Source organism: Stenotrophomonas sp. 78350_Sma (assembly GCF_056482105.1).
This window is the reverse complement of the sequence record NZ_CM151182.1, coordinates 4,349,555-4,364,296: the sequence shown is the minus strand read 5'-3', so window position 1 is coordinate 4,364,296 and position 14,742 is coordinate 4,349,555. Positions and strand designations below refer to the sequence as shown.

The window sequence follows — 14,742 nt, the reverse complement described above, 5'->3', positions numbered from 1 at the left end:
GCAGCTTGCCACCTGCATCGATTGGCGGCACGCTTGCCGGATGCCCAATACTCCTTCGCCGCTTTCCGGTTTCGCCTTCGTGGGCGAACCGCTGGAGCGCGCCGATGCCCTGCGCGAAGATGCCGATGCACTGGCGCGCCTGTGGCCAGGCGCGCGCATTCTGGTGCTCGACAAGGACGGCAGCGCCTTCACCAGTGATGACGACCAGCCGCTGGCGCTGACCGGCGCCGACATCGGCGGCGGGCCCGGCTCCGCGATCTTCCTCGGCCTGCGCGGGGAACAAGCGTGGTTCTCGGTTGAAGCCGCCAGCGTCACCGTCACCGCACCACGTCGCCTCGATCTGCGTCAGGCCGCCCTGCTGTGGTCGGTGGCTGATGCGACCGCTTTCAGCTACGCACGTGGCATGTCCTACTGGCACTCACGTACCCGTTTCTGCGGTGTATGTGGTGGTGCCGTGGCGTTCGCCCGCGGCGGCTTCGTGGGGCGTTGCGCGCAGTGTTCCACCGAGCACTACCCGCGTGTCGACCCCGCTGTGATCGTGGCGGTTGAAAACCAGGGCCGCCTGTTGCTCGGCCGCCAGTCGAACTGGGCGCCACGTCGCTACTCGGTGCTGGCCGGCTTTGTCGAGCCGGGCGAGACCTTCGAGCAGACCGTGGTGCGCGAAGTCCACGAGGAGAGCAAGGTGCGGGTGACCGCCTGCCAGTACCTCGGTTCGCAGCCCTGGCCATTCCCGGGTGCGCTGATGGTTGGCTTCCGCGCACAGGCGCACGCCGATCTGCCGGCCGTGGATGGTGAACTGGAGGACGCACGCTGGTTCAGTGCCGAGGAGGTCGGTGCCGCGCTGGCACGTGATGACGAAGACGATGGCAAGGGTATCCGCCTGTCACCGCCGATCTCGATTTCGCGAGGGCTGATCGAGCACTGGTACCGGCAGCAGAAGGGCTGAGCCAGGCCGGCGGGGGCGCCTGTATTGCCGCCACCTGAACACGGCACGGGTTACAGTCCGGTTCACCGCTGAGGGCGCCGCTGCGACAGGTAAGGTAGCGACGCCGAGCGATCTGTTTCGTAGGGAGACCCGCCATGTTCACCACTCTGGCCGCCGTGCTGGTCGCATTGGCCCTGGGCCATGTCGCTCCGGCCGCTGCTGCCTCGCTGCGCCGTTTCGACGGCTTCCGGCGCTGGTTGGGCTGGCTGGATGCGCGTGGTGGAAAGGCCTGGCAGGGGCCGGCGGGTGTTGCCCTGGCACTGCTGCCGCCGCTGCTGCTGATGGGCCTTCTGGCCTGGCTGCTGCGCGGGGTACTGTTCGGTCTGCCATCGTTGTTGCTGGGCGTCGCGGTGCTGGCCTGGTGTTGGGGCCCGCGTGACCTGGACCGCGATATCGAGGCCATCATCGATGCCGACGATGCAGCGACGCGGCAGGCCGCAGTGCGCAACCTGCAGTCGGCCGGCGGCAGCCTGCGCGAGGACATCCCGTCGCTGGTCGAGGCGACGGTGCTCAACGCACTGCGACGCTGGTTCGCGGTGTTGTTCTGGTTCCTGTTGCTGGGCCCGGCCGGCGCGCTGGGTTACCGGCTGCTGGCGCTGATGGCGGAGAGCCCGATGCGCGCACGCGTGCCGGTGGAGCCGCTGGCGCTGGCGCAGCGCCTGCTGGGCTGGATCGAGTGGCCGGTGGCACAGTTGATGGCGTTCTCGATGGCGCTGGTCGGCAATTTCGATACGGCGTGGAAGGCCTGGCGCCAGGCGCACGGTGAGCGCCTGGCAGGCAACATCGGGTTCCTGGGCGCGGTGGCGCGGGCCAGCGTCAATGCCGAACTGCGCGAGGATGCACACGACTACACCGAAGCGGGGCTGTTGCCGGTGTGGCAGCGGTTGCCGGACCTGCGGGATGCGATGAGCCTGGTGTGGCGGATGCTGCTGCTGTGGTTGGCGATCCTCGCCCTGCTGGTGATTGCAGGCTGGGTGACGTAGTTGCTTTGCAGGGCTTGCAGCCCTGCACCTGCAGAGGCAACAGCAACAGCAACAGCGGCTCTGGGTTGCTGAGGGTTGGGCGGGGCGGTGTGGGGCTGCAGGACACGCCGTAAACCCCCAGGCCGGCCCAGCCGCTAGCGGCTGGGCGTTCGGGCGCTTACGAAGCAGTGCTTCGCAAGCAAAGCGCCCTCACCCCTGGGGGCTCGATGGCGCCTTGCTCGTGTGCGCTGTCCTGCGCACACGGCAAGGCCGGGGTTGGGCGTCCTGCCCAACCCGCCCGAGGCGTGCCTCGGGCCCATGGCGCCAACGGTCCTGCAGCCCCACACCGCCCCACCCCCGACAGATTCCGGCGGCTGTTGGTAGGTGTCGACCTTGGTCGACACGGTAGATCCACGCCATGCGTGGATGCAGAGCGAAGCGATCCGCTTCCGCTTTTGATCTTCTCTTTCTTTTCCGTGGTGGACGCACACGGAAACTGTCCGTGGCCGGGTGGGTGGGCTGCGCAGGGGCGTGAGCCGCATGGATGCGGCGACCGAGCTTACATGGACGTACTTGCAGCGGCCCCTGCGCAGCCTACCCGCCCGGCCAACCCCATGATCGACGAACGCCGCCCACCACGAGGGGCTGCGCCGTTGGCTGGAAACCTAGATCGGTGCCAGTGCAGTGAACGGTGCCCACGGCAGATTGCGCAGCAGTGCATACCCGGGCAGCACCCAGAGCCAGAACGTGGGATTGGCCAGTACCCGCATCAGCGGGTCGAGCACACGCGGCCGGATGCCGGCGATGTTCAGCAGCATCAGCAGCAGGAACGGCAGGCTGATGACCAGCAACGGGTTCATCGCCATCGCGCCGGGCAGGTCGAAGTGGACCAGGGAATACAGGCAGCGCGTGCTGCCACAGCCCGGGCAGTACAGGCCGGTCAGGGCGTACAGCGGGCAGCTCGGCAGGGGATTGCCGGCGACATACGGATTGACGTTGCGCAGCACCACCGTGGCACCTGCGGCCAGGCCGGCGGAAACCAGCAGCGGCGCCCAGCGGGCGAGTCGGGAACGGATGGGAAGCGCAGACATGCAACAACGGATCCGGCGCAGGCGCCGGATCCGTCCAGGCGTATCAGTAGCCGCTGTTGCTCATCGCGCCCATGCCGCCGAGCACAACGAAGAACAGCACGTACAGCACGACCAGCACGGCCCAGGCGATGGCCGACCAGATGGCCCACTTCTTGGCCTTGGCAGCCGAATCCTGGGCGCCGGCGATGTCGCCAGCGGCCAGCTTGCCGTTGACCTGTGCAGCGTAGACGATCGACACGATGCCGGCCGGCAGGCAGCAGAACAGGGTGGTCAGGATGGCCCAGACCAGATTGTTCGGGACCTGCGGAGTAGCGGTATTCATGGGTTCAAGCTCCTTGATGGGTGGTGGTGGTGAATCATTGGTCGGAAAGAGCGCCCAGTACGGCCAAGCCGCCGAACAGCCCGAGCCACAACAGCAACAGGACCGGCAGGGCCACGGCCGAAGCCACTGCCCACCAGCCCGCCTTGCGCGACGCGCTGTAAGCCCCCGGCAGGTCGCCGGCCGCGCGACGGCCATCGACCTGGGAGGCATAGACGATCGACACCACGCCCAACGGCAGGCAGCAGAACAGCGTCGTCAGGATCGCCCAGACCAGATGGTTGGGGATGTAGACCGGACGGCTGAGCGGTGGTGGTTGATTCAAAGCGAGACTCCATTCCTTGGTGGCCGGCCTTGGTGAATCGGCCGGACCTCCCCCCTGTGGGTGCGTAATCTACCGCAACCGGCGTTGCATGTATGCGTTTACAGTCACGACATGTCGCGTACGCCACTGGACGGTGACGTATGCGGGGGAGGTTGCCGGGCCCGCCTGGCGGGCCGGTTGCGTCAGGCGTGATCGCCGCGCAGGGCCCGCACCTGGGCTTCCAACGCCTGGGCGTTGGCGGTGTGGCCATCCACGGCCGGTGCCGCCACCACTTCGACGGTGGCGCGGAAACGGCGCGGCACGCGCATGCGGCCGAGGCGGCTGTCGCGCCGGCTCCACATGCTCGACCACATGCCGCGCAGGGCCATCGGCACCACCGGCACCGGACGCCGCTCGAGGATCTTCTCGACGCCGGATTTGAACGGTGCCATCGCACCATCCTTGGTCAGTGCACCTTCCGGGAAGATGCAGACCAGCTCGCCCTCGGCCAGTGCTGCGTCGATGTCATCGAACGCGCGCTGCATCAACGCCGGGTCTTCGCGCGCACCGGCGATCGGGATCGCCTTGGCGGTACGGAAGATCCAGCGCATCACCGGGATGTTGAAGATCCTGTAGTACATGACGAAGCGCACCGGGCGCGGAATCGTCGCCGACAGGATCAGTGCGTCCATGTAGCTGACATGGTTGCAGACCAGCAGCGCGGCGCCCTCGTCGGGAACGTTCGCTTCGATGCCGTGCGGACGCAGGCGGTACAGGGTGCGCACCATCAGCCAGCTGAGGAAGCGCATCAGGAATTCGGGGACGATGGTGAAGATGTAGATCGCCACCAGTGCGTTGGCGATGGCCAGCGCCAGGAACTGCTGCGGAATGGTCCAGTGCAGCAGCTTGTGCGCGGCCAGCGACAGCAGGGCCGCGCCCACGATGAAGCCGGAATTCTGGATGTTCAGCGCGGCGAACACGCGCGACATCTGCGCCTTCGGCGTGCGGCTCTGGATCAGCGCGAACAGCGGCACCACGAAGATGCCGGTGAACAGGCCGATCCCGATCAGGTCGATGACGATGCGGATGCTGCCGGGTTGCTGCAGGAACGTGCCGACGGTCAGTCCGTGCGCGGTCGCCTCGCCGCTGCGGGCGAAGTACAGGTCAAGCAGGAAGGCGGTCATGCCGAACGCACCCAGCGGCACCAGGCCGATTTCCACCGTGCGTGCCGACAGCTTCTCGCACAGCAGCGAGCCGACGCCGGTGCCGACCGAGAACAGGGCCAGCGCGAAGATGTACAGGGTCGGCTCGCCCCCCAGGTTGGTGACGGCGTAGGCCGGCAGCTGCGAGGTCAGCACCGTACCGACGAACCAGAACCAGGACACGCCGAGGATCGAGTTGCGCACGGCTTTCTGCTGGCGCGCCATGCGCAGCACCGCCAACGATTCCGGCAGCGGGTTCCAGTTGATCTTCAGGTTGGGATCACCGGCATCGACCTTGGGAATCAGCCGTGCGGCGATGTTGCCGCAGACCGCCAGCGCGATGATCGCGCACGCGGCCACCACCGTGCCATGACTGCCGGCCACGGTGAACACCAGGCCGCCGACGATCATGCCGGACAGGATCGACATCGAGGTGCCCATCTCGACCAGGCCGTTGCCGCCGGTCAGTTCCTCGGGCTTGAGCACCGACGGCAGCACCGAATACTTCACCGGGCCGAACAGGGTCGATTGCATGCCGGTGCAGAACAACGCCACCAGCAACACCGGCAGGCTCTGGGTGAGGAAGCCGGTGGCGGCCAGCGACATGATCACGATCTCCATGGTGGTGGTGATCACGATCAGCCGCGATTTTTCCAGCTTGTCGGCAATCTGCCCGGCCAGTGCCGAGAACAGGAAGTACGGCAGGATGAAGATGGCCGGCGCCAGCGTGGCATACAACCCCAGTTCTTCCTCCGGCACGGCCATGAACAGCAACATGCTGATGATCGCCTGCCGGTACACGTTGTCGTTGAACGCTCCGAGCGCCTGGACGACGAAGAACGGCAGGAAACGGCGCTGGCGCAGCAGGGCGAACTGGTTGTGACCGGACATGGAACCTCCTTGACCGGCGCAGCCTAGCATTCCTGCCCGTGTGTCGGGACTGCGGTGGGGCGCATCCACGCATGGCGTGGATCTGCCCAGACCCCATGGCGGTGGGTGCGGACCGTTGGTCCGCACTCGGCCTGAAGGTCTCAGACGATATCGTCGACCACGCCGCCATCCACGCGCAGTGCCGCACCGGACGTGGCCGAAGCCTGCGGCGAGGCCAGGTACACCACCATGTTGGCCACTTCCTCGACCGTGGCAGTGCGCTGGATCACCGAAGACGGCCGGTGTGCCATCACAAACTCGCGGCCGATCTGCTCCAGCGGCTTGCCACTGCGCTGGCGTTCATCTTCGAACATCGCCGCGAAGCCGTCGGACAGGGTCGGGCCGGGCAGCACCGCGTTGACGGTGACGCCACTGCCGGCCACGCGCTTGGCCAGGCCGCGCGACAGCGACAGCTGCGCGGTCTTGCTGACGCCGTAATGGATCATGTCGGCAGGAATGTTGCGTGCCGATTCGGAGGAAATGAACAGCACGCGGCCCCAACCAGCTGCCACCATCGCCGGCAGCAGCGCACGCGACAGGCGCACGCCGGACATCACGTTGGTCTGCCAGTAACGCTCCCAGGTGGCGTCTTCAGTCTCGAAGAAGTCCTCGGGGCCGAAGATGCCGGCGTTGTTGACCAGGATGTCGACCGTGGGCAGGCCGGCCAGCAGCGTGTCGACGCCGGCCGCATCGGAGAGGTCGGCGGCGACGCCGGTCACCTCGGCACCCGGAACGGAGGCGAGCAGGCGCAGGCGGGCACGTTCGACGCTGTCGGTGCTGCGGCCATTGAGAATGACCCGCGCGCCCGCTGCGGCAAGGCCCTGCGCGATCGCCAGGCCGATGCCGGCGGTGGAAGCGGTGACCAGCGCGGTGCGGCCGGCGAGTTCGATCTTCATGGGGGAGTCCAGGAGCAGGGGATCACCCAGTATCCGCGCGGAAACGTGATCGGGATGCAGCGCCAGGCGCAACGCGCTGTTGCGCACGGCACAGTAGATCCACGCCATGCGTGGATGCAGCACCGGTAGCGCCGGGCCATGCCCAGCGGCACGTTGTCAGGTGAGCGTACGCACCGCCTCATTCGCCGCCGCCCGCACCTTCGGCAGCATCCGCAGCACCAGCGCCATCTGCGTGCGGATCAGCTGCAGCTTCGGTGGCATCGCCTCATCGATCTGTTCCAGCTCAGCGGCCACTGCGCGGTCGGCGTCGTTGTCATCTTCCGCGACCTGCTGTCGTGCGGTCAGCGCCGCCGCCAGCTGCTGCAGTGCCTTTCGCACGCGATCACCGGCGGCCAAGGCCAGTGGATCGCCGGCGTAGCTGTCCACCTGGTCGCGGTGCGCACCCAGCGCCGACAAGTGCCCAAGCAGCGTGTTGGAGAGGGCCAGGAAGTGGAAGCCGGCATCCAGGTTGCGGCGCACGTGGCCGGGTTCGCGCAGCATGTTCGACAGTGCGGTGGACAGCGCGGCGTCGGCGTTGTGCATGTCGCGGCGGGCGATGCGATAGGCCAGGTCATCGCGCATGCCGCTGCGGTACTGGCCCAGCACCGAATCGAGGTAGCGCGCGGCGGTATCCAGCACCCGCGCCAGCACCAAGTGCAGCTGTCGGCCCTGCCAATCGGGCAGGATCAGGAACGCAGCAGCGGCGGCGATCGCGCAGCCCAGCAGCGTATCGACCATGCGCGGCACGATCAGCACGAAGCCATCGCCGATCAGGTTGAAGCAGGTCAGGGCCATCACCGTGATCGCCGCCGATGCCACCAGGTAGCGATCGGTACGGGTGAAGAAGAACAGCAGCGCCGACAGCAGCGCGATCAGCAGCTGCACGTGCAGTTGCGGGAACAGCTGCAGCAGCGCCCAGGTGAGCACGAGGCCGGCCACGGTACCGGCGATGCGCTGCGCCAGGCGCTGGCGGGTGGCGCCGAAGTTGGGGCGGCACACGAATACGATGGTCAGCAGCACCCAGGAGCCGTTCTGTGCGTTGAACAGCCGGATGGCCGCGAAACCGGCGATCAGCGCCAGCGCCATGCGCAGGCCATGGCGGAACAGCACCGAACCGGGCGTGAGCTGCTGGCGCAGGCGCACGCCCATCTCGCGCAGGGTGTGCGGATTGCTGTCGCGCAGGCGCGTATCGACATTGTCGAGGCTGGCCTCGGAGCGTTCGGCGTCCAGCAGCCGGCGCTCGATGCTGCGCAGGTTGTGCACCAGCAGGTCCAGCGAACCAAGCAGGCGCTGCCACTGCGGGCGCCGCTGGTCGCGCAGGTAGGCCAGCGCATCGGCCAGGTCGCGCCCGGCCTGCTGGTTGTTTTCGCCATACACGAACGGGCGGCGCAGGCGGATTGCCTCGCCCAGCCGCGCGCACGCCTGGCCCTGCAGATCGAGCAGGCGCTGGCAGCGGTACAGCACGTCGCTGTGGAAGAAGGCATCGACCAGGGCGCCGTACGGGTAGTGCGAGGAACTGGCGCGCTCGTGGAAGTCCTGTGCCATGTAGTACAGGCGCAGGTACAGGCCGGAGTTCACGCCGGGCCGGCCGGAGCGGCCGAAGCGGGCCAGGATCGCCGTCTTGGCCTCGTTCAACGCGCCGACCACGCGCCGGTTCTGCTCGGCCAGATCGAGCTGGCGGCGTTGCAGGTCGGCCTCACGTACCGGCTCGAACAGGGCGGCCTTCAGCTGCAGGTAGCGGCCCAGTTCGATGTAGAGCCGCGCCACGCGTTCGCGCACCGGGCGGTTGGCGAACAGTGCGGTCCACAGGATCGACAGCAGTCCGTACCAGACCGCACCCGCCAGCAGGTGGCTGACGGCGTCCAGCGCGCTGTGCAGATCGCTGGCGCCATGCTGCTCCAGGCCGATCATGGTGTAGATGGCCAGCGTTACCGTGGCCTGGGCGATGGATGCGTAGCGCTCGCCGAGCGCGCCGAGCAGGGTCAGGCAGAAGGTGGACAGTGCCAGCGCGCCGATGAAGATCCACGGCCAGGGGAACAGCCAGATCACCGACGCCGCGGCGATGCAGAAGCACAGCAGTGACAGCGCCACGGCCTTGGTCCGGCCCCACCAGTTGTCGTCGGTCTCGGCGATGGCGCTGGCGATGATGCCGAGGAAAACGCCGGGCAGGGCGCTCAGCGCATCCAGCTGCCAGCACACGGCAAGCGCTGCGGTCAGTGCGATGAACACGCGCAGGCCATAACTGGCCTTCTCATGGGCCCACAGGCGGCTGAGGCGGGATTGGCGGGCGGGCATGCAGGCTCGGTGGAAGGGTCTTCCACCATTATTGCGGGGGTCGGGGTGAAGGGGACAGCCCGCGAAGGAATACCCGGTAGTGCCGGCCGCTGGCCGGCTCCCATGCGGCCGGACGAAGGTGCGGGGAGCCGGCCGGCGGCCGGCACTGCCGGATTGCCGGGCCTTACATGTCGAACCGCACGCTCAGTGCGATCGTGCGCGGCAGGCCGGCGCCGGCGTTGGACCAGTATTTCCGGTTGGCCAGGTTCTCGACGCTGGCACGCAGGGTCACCGGGTGGCCCGAGGCAAGCAGCCGGTAGCCGACGCCGGCATTCACCAGCGTGTAGCCGGGTAGCTTCAGCGTATTGTCGGCGTCGTACCAGACATCGCCGTAGTAGCGCACGGCCGCATACGTTTCCAGGCCGTCCACCCACGGCAGCTGGTAGGTGGCGTGCAGGACCCCGCTCCAGCGCGCAGCACCGGCGGTACGGTTGCCTTCCTGTGCGGCGCTGGCCGGCGACAACCTGTCATAGGTCGGGTCCAGCCAGGTGACGCCACCGCCGACCGTCAGGGCATCGTTGAGGTGCAGGTCGGCACTGGCTTCGATGCCTTCGTACACCGTGATGCCGTCCTGCACCAGGCGCTTGCCGGCGGGCGTGAGCTCATCGATGTTGGCGCCACGCTCCAGCCGGAACGCCGCCAGGTTCGCGTTCCAGCGCGCCGCCTCGACCTTCGCGCCGATCTCGTACTGCTTGCTGATGGTCGGGTCGAGCACGTCGCCCGCGTTGATGTAGCTGTTGCCTACGCGGCTGCCGGCTTCCAGCGATTCGATGTAGCTGGCATACAGCGTGACCGCCTCGCTGGGCTTGAACATCACGGCGTAGGTCGGCGTGACCGGGTAGGTGCGGTAACGCCCCTTGGTTTCGAAGTCGTTGTAGCGCCAGCCCGCCAGCACAGACCAGCCACCGCCGAGGTTCACCGTATCGCTTGCGAACACCGCCTGCTGCACGGTCTCGTCGCCGCGGGTCATCACCCGTGAACCGACGGCATCGTGGCGGATGGCGTGGCGCTGGTACAGGTTGGCGCGGCCGATCAGGCTCCATTCGTAGGGACGGTCCCAGCCCAGCCCGGTCTGGTGGCTGATGCCCGCCACCACCTCATGCTGCAGGGGGCCGGTGCGGAAGCTGCCCTGCAGCATCGCCTGCGCCAGCTTCCACTCGCTCTTGCCGCCCAGTTCGTAGACGTTGACGTCGTAATCGCCGTTGGGATCGTCGATGTAGGCGAAGATCTTGTTGACGTCGTTCCACGAGGTGGTGACGCCGTAACTCAGGCTGGCTTTCCAGTCGCTGTTGATCTGCCAGTTCAAGCCGGTCGACAGCAGGCTCGATCGGGTGTCGTAGTAGGTGCCGGGCACGCCATTGTCGACGTCGCCGGCAATCGGGTGCGGCGACGAGGTCAGGCCGCGGAAGTAGTACTGCGGCGCTTCGCCGCTGAGATCGCGCGACTGGAAGACGCCATCCAGGGTCCATGTCAGGCGATCAGTCAGCCGTGCGTCCAAGGCGAGTGCACCGACCTTGCGATCCACGCGGCCCCCGTTGAAGGTCTCGCCCTTTTCCCGGTAGGCGTTGAAACGGTAGCCGAACATCTGTTCGTTGCCGAAGCGGCCGCCGGCATCGATGCCGCCACTGACGATGCCCTGCTCGCGCCAGCCCAGCTGGGCGGAGAAGGTGGGCGTGTCGGTCGGCTTCTTGGTGATGTAGTTGACGATGCCGCCGGGCGCACCGAACCCGTACAGGAATCCGCCCGGGCCTTTCAGCAGATCGACCTGTTCCATCACTTCCAGCGGCCATTCGGTGCCCCAGGAAGAGACCTGCAGGCCATTGACCCGATAGCTGTCGAAATTCAGTTCGATACCGCGATTGCGGATGGGCGAGCTCCAGCCACTGGCATAGGCGCTGACCTGGGTGGTGACCGAAGGGTCGAGCAGGAAGGCTTCGCCCAGTGAGACCACCTGGCGCTGCTCGATCTGCTCGCGGCCCACGGCGGTGATCGCAAACGGGGTATCGCGCAGGGCGCGGTCGCCCAGGGCGCCAGTGTCGGCGTGGGTGCGTTCGGCGGTGACCTTGACCGCATCCAGTTCGGTGGCACTGCGGTTACCGCGGTCCGGTGCGGATTGAGCATGCGCGGCACATGCCACGGACAGGGAAATGGCAAGCAGGGCCGGGCGGCACAGCAGGTGCGATGGCATGGTTCGGTGATCCTCGGCGGGCGGCCACGGGCCATCCGCCCACGGGTGGGGGGAGGGGCAGTGGCTGGGATCACGCAGGCTGGCCGGAGATGGCAGCGGGGCGCCGCGGAGGGGCGCAGGACCATGGCTGGATGAGAATTGTTCTCTTTTCGTTACGGCGCGTCAAATCCGGCGACATGCGGACCAACGGTCCGCATCCACCATCCGCGCCCACGGTCCGTACCCACCATTCGCACCCACGGTAGTGCCGGCCGCTGGCCGGCAGATTCGCCGTACGGAGAAAGCCGGCCAGCGGCCGGCACCACCCGTAGATCCACGCCATGCGTGGATGGGCCCTTCTAGGCCCGCTGCGCGCGCTTGAGCAGCTTCGCTTCGCGCTTGCGTGCGCGCCGTGCCCGCCAGCGTTCGGCCAGGCAGGAGAAGATCACGTACAGCGCCGGCGTGCTGAGCAGGGTCAGGCTCTGCGAGAACAGCAGGCCGCCGATCATCGCGATGCCCAGCGGGCGCCGCAGCTCGGACCCTTCGCCCAGGCCGATCGCCAGTGGCACCGCCGCCAGGATCGCCACCATCGTGGTCATCATGATCGGGCGGAAGCGCACGATGCTGGCCTCGCGCGCAGCATCGCGCGGTGCCAGGCCATGCTCGCGCTGCGCGACCAGCGCGAAGTCGATCATCATGATCGCGTTCTTCTTGACGATGCCGATCAGCAGCACCAGCGCGATCATCGAGATCACCGACAGCTCGGTGTTGGTACCGAACAGCGCCAGCAGCGCACCCACGCCTGCCGCCGGCAGCGTGGACAGGATGGTGACCGGATGGATCAGGCTCTCGTAGAGCATGCCCAGCACCAGGTACACGGTCAGGATCGCAGCAAACACCAGGATCAGCATGTCGCTGGGGTCGGAGTTGAAGCCGAAGCCGGCGTCATCGGCCAGGCGGATGTCGCCCGGCATGCGCATGCCGGCCACGGTGGCATCGATGATCGCCTTGGCCTCTCCCATGCTCACGTCCGGCGCCAGGTTGTAGCTCAGGTCCATCGTGGTGTACTGGTTTTCATGGGTGATCTGCGATGGCGCCAGGCCCGGCACCTGGGTCGCCACCGCGGTGATCGGCACCATGTCGCCGTTGCGCGCACGCACGTACACCTCGTCCAGCGCCGCTGGCGTGGCCGTCTGCGAGGGCAGGGCGTTGACCACCACGCTGTACTGGTTGATGTCGGAGTAGATGGTGGAGATCTGGCGCTGGCCGAACGCACCGTACAGCGCGCCATCGATGGCGCCGACGGTGATGCCAAGGCGCGCGGCCTTGGCGCGGTCGATCTCGATGTTCTGGCGCAGGCCGGCGTTGTCCACGTCGGTGCCGACGTCGCGCAGCTTCGGGTTCTTCTTCAATTCCGCTTGCAGCTTTGGCAGCCATTCCTGGAGCGATGCCAGGTCGTTGCCCTGCAGTGAGATGCGGTACTGGGCGCCCTGGCTGGAACCGCCGCCATCGTTGCTGGGAAGATCCTGGATCGCACGCAGGCGCAGCTGCAGGTCGGGGTAGCGGTCGGCCTTGGCACTCAACCGTGCCAGTGCGTGCGCGGTGGTTTCGCGACGGCCGTCGCTGCGCGACTTCAGCTCGATGTTGAACTGTGCGCTGGAGCCCTGGCGGCCACTGCCCAGGCGCACGCCCACGGTCTTCACCGCGGGGTCGGCCATCAGCATGTCGGTGATGCGGCGCTGGCGGGCCACCATGTCCTCGAAGGACACGGTGGCGCTGGAGTTGGCGCGACCCCAGATCAGGCCGGTGTCCTGCGGCGGGAACGCGCCCTTCTTCACCGCGCCGAACAGGAAGACGGTGACGCCGATCAGGATCAGCGGAGTCAGTGACATCAGCAGCGCGTGGCGCAGCGAGAAGTCGAGGAACACCGTGTAGACGCGCAGCATGCGTTCATGGCCGGCATCGAGCCAGCGGCCGAAGCGCGACGGCGGCGCAGCGTGATCGTGGGCACTGAGGAAGCGGCTGCACAGCGCCGGGGTCAGCGTCAGCGAGACGATCATCGACACCACGATCGCCGCCACCAGGGTGACGGTGAACTCGCGGAAGAACGCGCCCATCATGCCGCTGGCGAACAGCAGCGGGATGAACACCGCCACCAGCGAGGCGGTGATCGAGACGATGGTGAAGCCGATCTCGCGCGCGCCGGTCAGTGCCGCCTGCATGCGCGGCATGCCCTCGTCGAGGTGGCGCATGATGTTCTCGATCACCACGATCGCATCGTCGACCACGAAGCCGATCGCGATCACCAGCGCCAGCAGGCTCAGGTTGTTCAGGGTGAAGCCCATCACGTACATCACCAGCGCGGCACCGGCCAGCGACAGCGGAACGGTCACCGCAGCGATCAGCGTCGGTGCCAGCCGGCGCAGGAACAGCGCCATGGTCAGCACCACCATGGCCAGGCTGATCAGCAGGGTGATCTGCACTTCATGCAGCGAGGAACGGATGGTCGGCGTACGGTCGAAGTACGGCGTCATCGTGGTGCCCGGCTGCAGGTAGTCGCGCAGGGTCGGGATCTGTGCCTTGACCCGGTCCACGGTCTCCACGATGTTGGCGCCGGCACGAGTGAACACGTACATCACCACCGCCGGCTTGTGGTCGAACCACGCGGCCTGGTAGGCGTCCTGCTGGCCGTCGTAGACGTTGGCGATGTCCTTCAGGCGGATCACCCGGCCATCGCCCTGGGTCTTGACCACCAGGTCGGCGAAGTCGGCGGCGCGTGCCACCGAATCGTTGGCGATGATCGCGGTGGTGGTGTTGCCATCGCTGAGGAAGCCGGTGGGCGAGGTCACGTTGGCCGCGCGCACTGCGTTGCGCAGGTCATCGGCGGTCAGGCCGAGCGCGTTCATCAGGCGCAGGTTGACGTCCACGCGTACCGCCGGCGTCGAGGCACCGGCGATGTCGACCGAGGCGACGCCGCTGATCTGGCGGATGCGCTGCGCCAGCAGCGAGTCGGCGACGTTGTACAGCTCATCGGCCGACTGCGTCTGCGAGGTGAGCGCGATGGCGATCACCGGGTCGTCGTTCGGGTTCGCCTTCTGGTACATCGGCGAGCCCATGCCCGAAGGCAGGTCGGCCTGCGCCGAATTGATCGCGGTCTGCACGTCCAGCGCGGCCGAATCGATGTTGTGGCCGCTCTGGAAGATCATGAACACCAGCGAGCTGCCTTCCGAACTCGACGAGCGCATGCGGTCGATGCCCGGCAGCTGGCCGAGGTGGCGTTCCAGCGGCGCGGTGACCGTGGACGCCATGGTCGCCGCATCGGCGCCGGACTGGCTGGCATGCACGAAGATCACCGGGATCTCGATGTTCGGCAGCGCCGATACGCCCAGGCGCAGGTAGCAGATCAGGCCGACCATGAACAGGCCGATGGCCAGCAGGGCGGTGCCGATCGGGCGGCGGATGAAGGGGCCGGACAGGTTCATCGTGCGGTCCCCCGCAGCAGCGGGGCGTGGA

The 14,742-nt window shown here is 67.4% G+C and carries 10 protein-coding genes; 2 read left to right on the top strand and 8 right to left on the bottom strand.

Annotated features, from left to right (window positions below; translation table 11 throughout):
• Nucleotides 1–40 precede the first annotated feature (40 nt).
• Both nudC and ampE read left to right on the top strand, forming a co-directional pair.
• A complete protein-coding gene (gene nudC / locus ACZK4H_RS20080) occupies nucleotides 41–946 on the top strand; it encodes an NAD(+) diphosphatase (protein ID WP_099554098.1) in 906 nt (301 codons plus the stop codon).
• A gap of 134 nt (nucleotides 947–1,080) precedes the next feature.
• Nucleotides 1,081–1,968, top strand: coding sequence for a regulatory signaling modulator protein AmpE (gene ampE, locus ACZK4H_RS20075; RefSeq protein WP_099554100.1), 888 nt, complete (start codon nucleotides 1,081–1,083; stop codon nucleotides 1,966–1,968).
• Nucleotides 1,969–2,612: 644 nt separating this feature from the next.
• Here the strand turns inward: ampE and ACZK4H_RS20070 are convergent.
• The 8 genes from ACZK4H_RS20070 to ACZK4H_RS20035 form a co-directional block, all read right to left on the bottom strand.
• Nucleotides 2,613–3,038: a DUF2752 domain-containing protein gene (locus tag ACZK4H_RS20070; RefSeq protein ID WP_049427336.1), complete on the bottom strand. Its 426-nt coding sequence runs from the start codon at nucleotides 3,036–3,038 to the stop codon at nucleotides 2,613–2,615.
• 43 nt (nucleotides 3,039–3,081) lie between these two features.
• Nucleotides 3,082–3,360: a CD225/dispanin family protein gene (locus ACZK4H_RS20065; RefSeq protein ID WP_005411298.1), complete on the bottom strand. Its 279-nt coding sequence runs from the start codon at nucleotides 3,358–3,360 to the stop codon at nucleotides 3,082–3,084.
• A 34-nt stretch (nucleotides 3,361–3,394) separates the two neighbouring features.
• Nucleotides 3,395–3,682, bottom strand: coding sequence for a CD225/dispanin family protein (locus ACZK4H_RS20060; protein WP_005411297.1), 288 nt, complete (start codon nucleotides 3,680–3,682; stop codon nucleotides 3,395–3,397).
• A gap of 182 nt (nucleotides 3,683–3,864) precedes the next feature.
• Nucleotides 3,865–5,754: an MFS transporter gene (locus ACZK4H_RS20055; RefSeq protein WP_099554787.1), complete on the bottom strand. Its 1,890-nt coding sequence runs from the start codon at nucleotides 5,752–5,754 to the stop codon at nucleotides 3,865–3,867.
• A 140-nt stretch (nucleotides 5,755–5,894) separates the two neighbouring features.
• On the bottom strand, nucleotides 5,895–6,689 hold the full coding sequence (locus ACZK4H_RS20050; RefSeq protein WP_099554791.1) for an SDR family NAD(P)-dependent oxidoreductase: 795 nt from the start codon (nucleotides 6,687–6,689) through the stop codon (nucleotides 5,895–5,897).
• 156 nt (nucleotides 6,690–6,845) lie between these two features.
• Entirely contained in the window at nucleotides 6,846–9,023 is a 2,178-nt protein-coding gene (gene yccS, locus ACZK4H_RS20045) for a YccS family putative transporter (protein ID WP_099554785.1), read from the bottom strand.
• 163 nt (nucleotides 9,024–9,186) lie between these two features.
• Nucleotides 9,187–11,250, bottom strand: coding sequence for a TonB-dependent siderophore receptor (locus ACZK4H_RS20040; protein WP_099554783.1), 2,064 nt, complete (start codon nucleotides 11,248–11,250; stop codon nucleotides 9,187–9,189).
• Nucleotides 11,251–11,588: 338 nt separating this feature from the next.
• A complete protein-coding gene (locus tag ACZK4H_RS20035; protein WP_099554782.1) occupies nucleotides 11,589–14,711 on the bottom strand; it encodes an efflux RND transporter permease subunit in 3,123 nt (1,040 codons plus the stop codon).
• Nucleotides 14,712–14,742 lie beyond the last annotated feature (31 nt).

Bases quoted from the DNA above. Each gene is read 5' to 3' on its own strand.
- nudC (WP_099554098.1), top strand. From the start codon at position 41: ATGCCCAATACTCCTTCGCCGCTTTCCGGTTTCGCCTTCGTGGGCGAA.
- ampE (WP_099554100.1), top strand. From the start codon at position 1,081: ATGTTCACCACTCTGGCCGCCGTGCTGGTCGCATTGGCCCTGGGCCAT.
- ACZK4H_RS20070 (WP_049427336.1), bottom strand. From the start codon at position 3,038: ATGTCTGCGCTTCCCATCCGTTCCCGACTCGCCCGCTGGGCGCCGCTG.
- ACZK4H_RS20065 (WP_005411298.1), bottom strand. From the start codon at position 3,360: ATGAATACCGCTACTCCGCAGGTCCCGAACAATCTGGTCTGGGCCATC.
- ACZK4H_RS20055 (WP_099554787.1), bottom strand. From the start codon at position 5,754: ATGTCCGGTCACAACCAGTTCGCCCTGCTGCGCCAGCGCCGTTTCCTG.
- ACZK4H_RS20050 (WP_099554791.1), bottom strand. From the start codon at position 6,689: ATGAAGATCGAACTCGCCGGCCGCACCGCGCTGGTCACCGCTTCCACC.
- yccS (WP_099554785.1), bottom strand. From the start codon at position 9,023: ATGCCCGCCCGCCAATCCCGCCTCAGCCGCCTGTGGGCCCATGAGAAG.
- ACZK4H_RS20040 (WP_099554783.1), bottom strand. From the start codon at position 11,250: ATGCCATCGCACCTGCTGTGCCGCCCGGCCCTGCTTGCCATTTCCCTG.
- ACZK4H_RS20035 (WP_099554782.1), bottom strand. From the start codon at position 14,711: ATGAACCTGTCCGGCCCCTTCATCCGCCGCCCGATCGGCACCGCCCTG.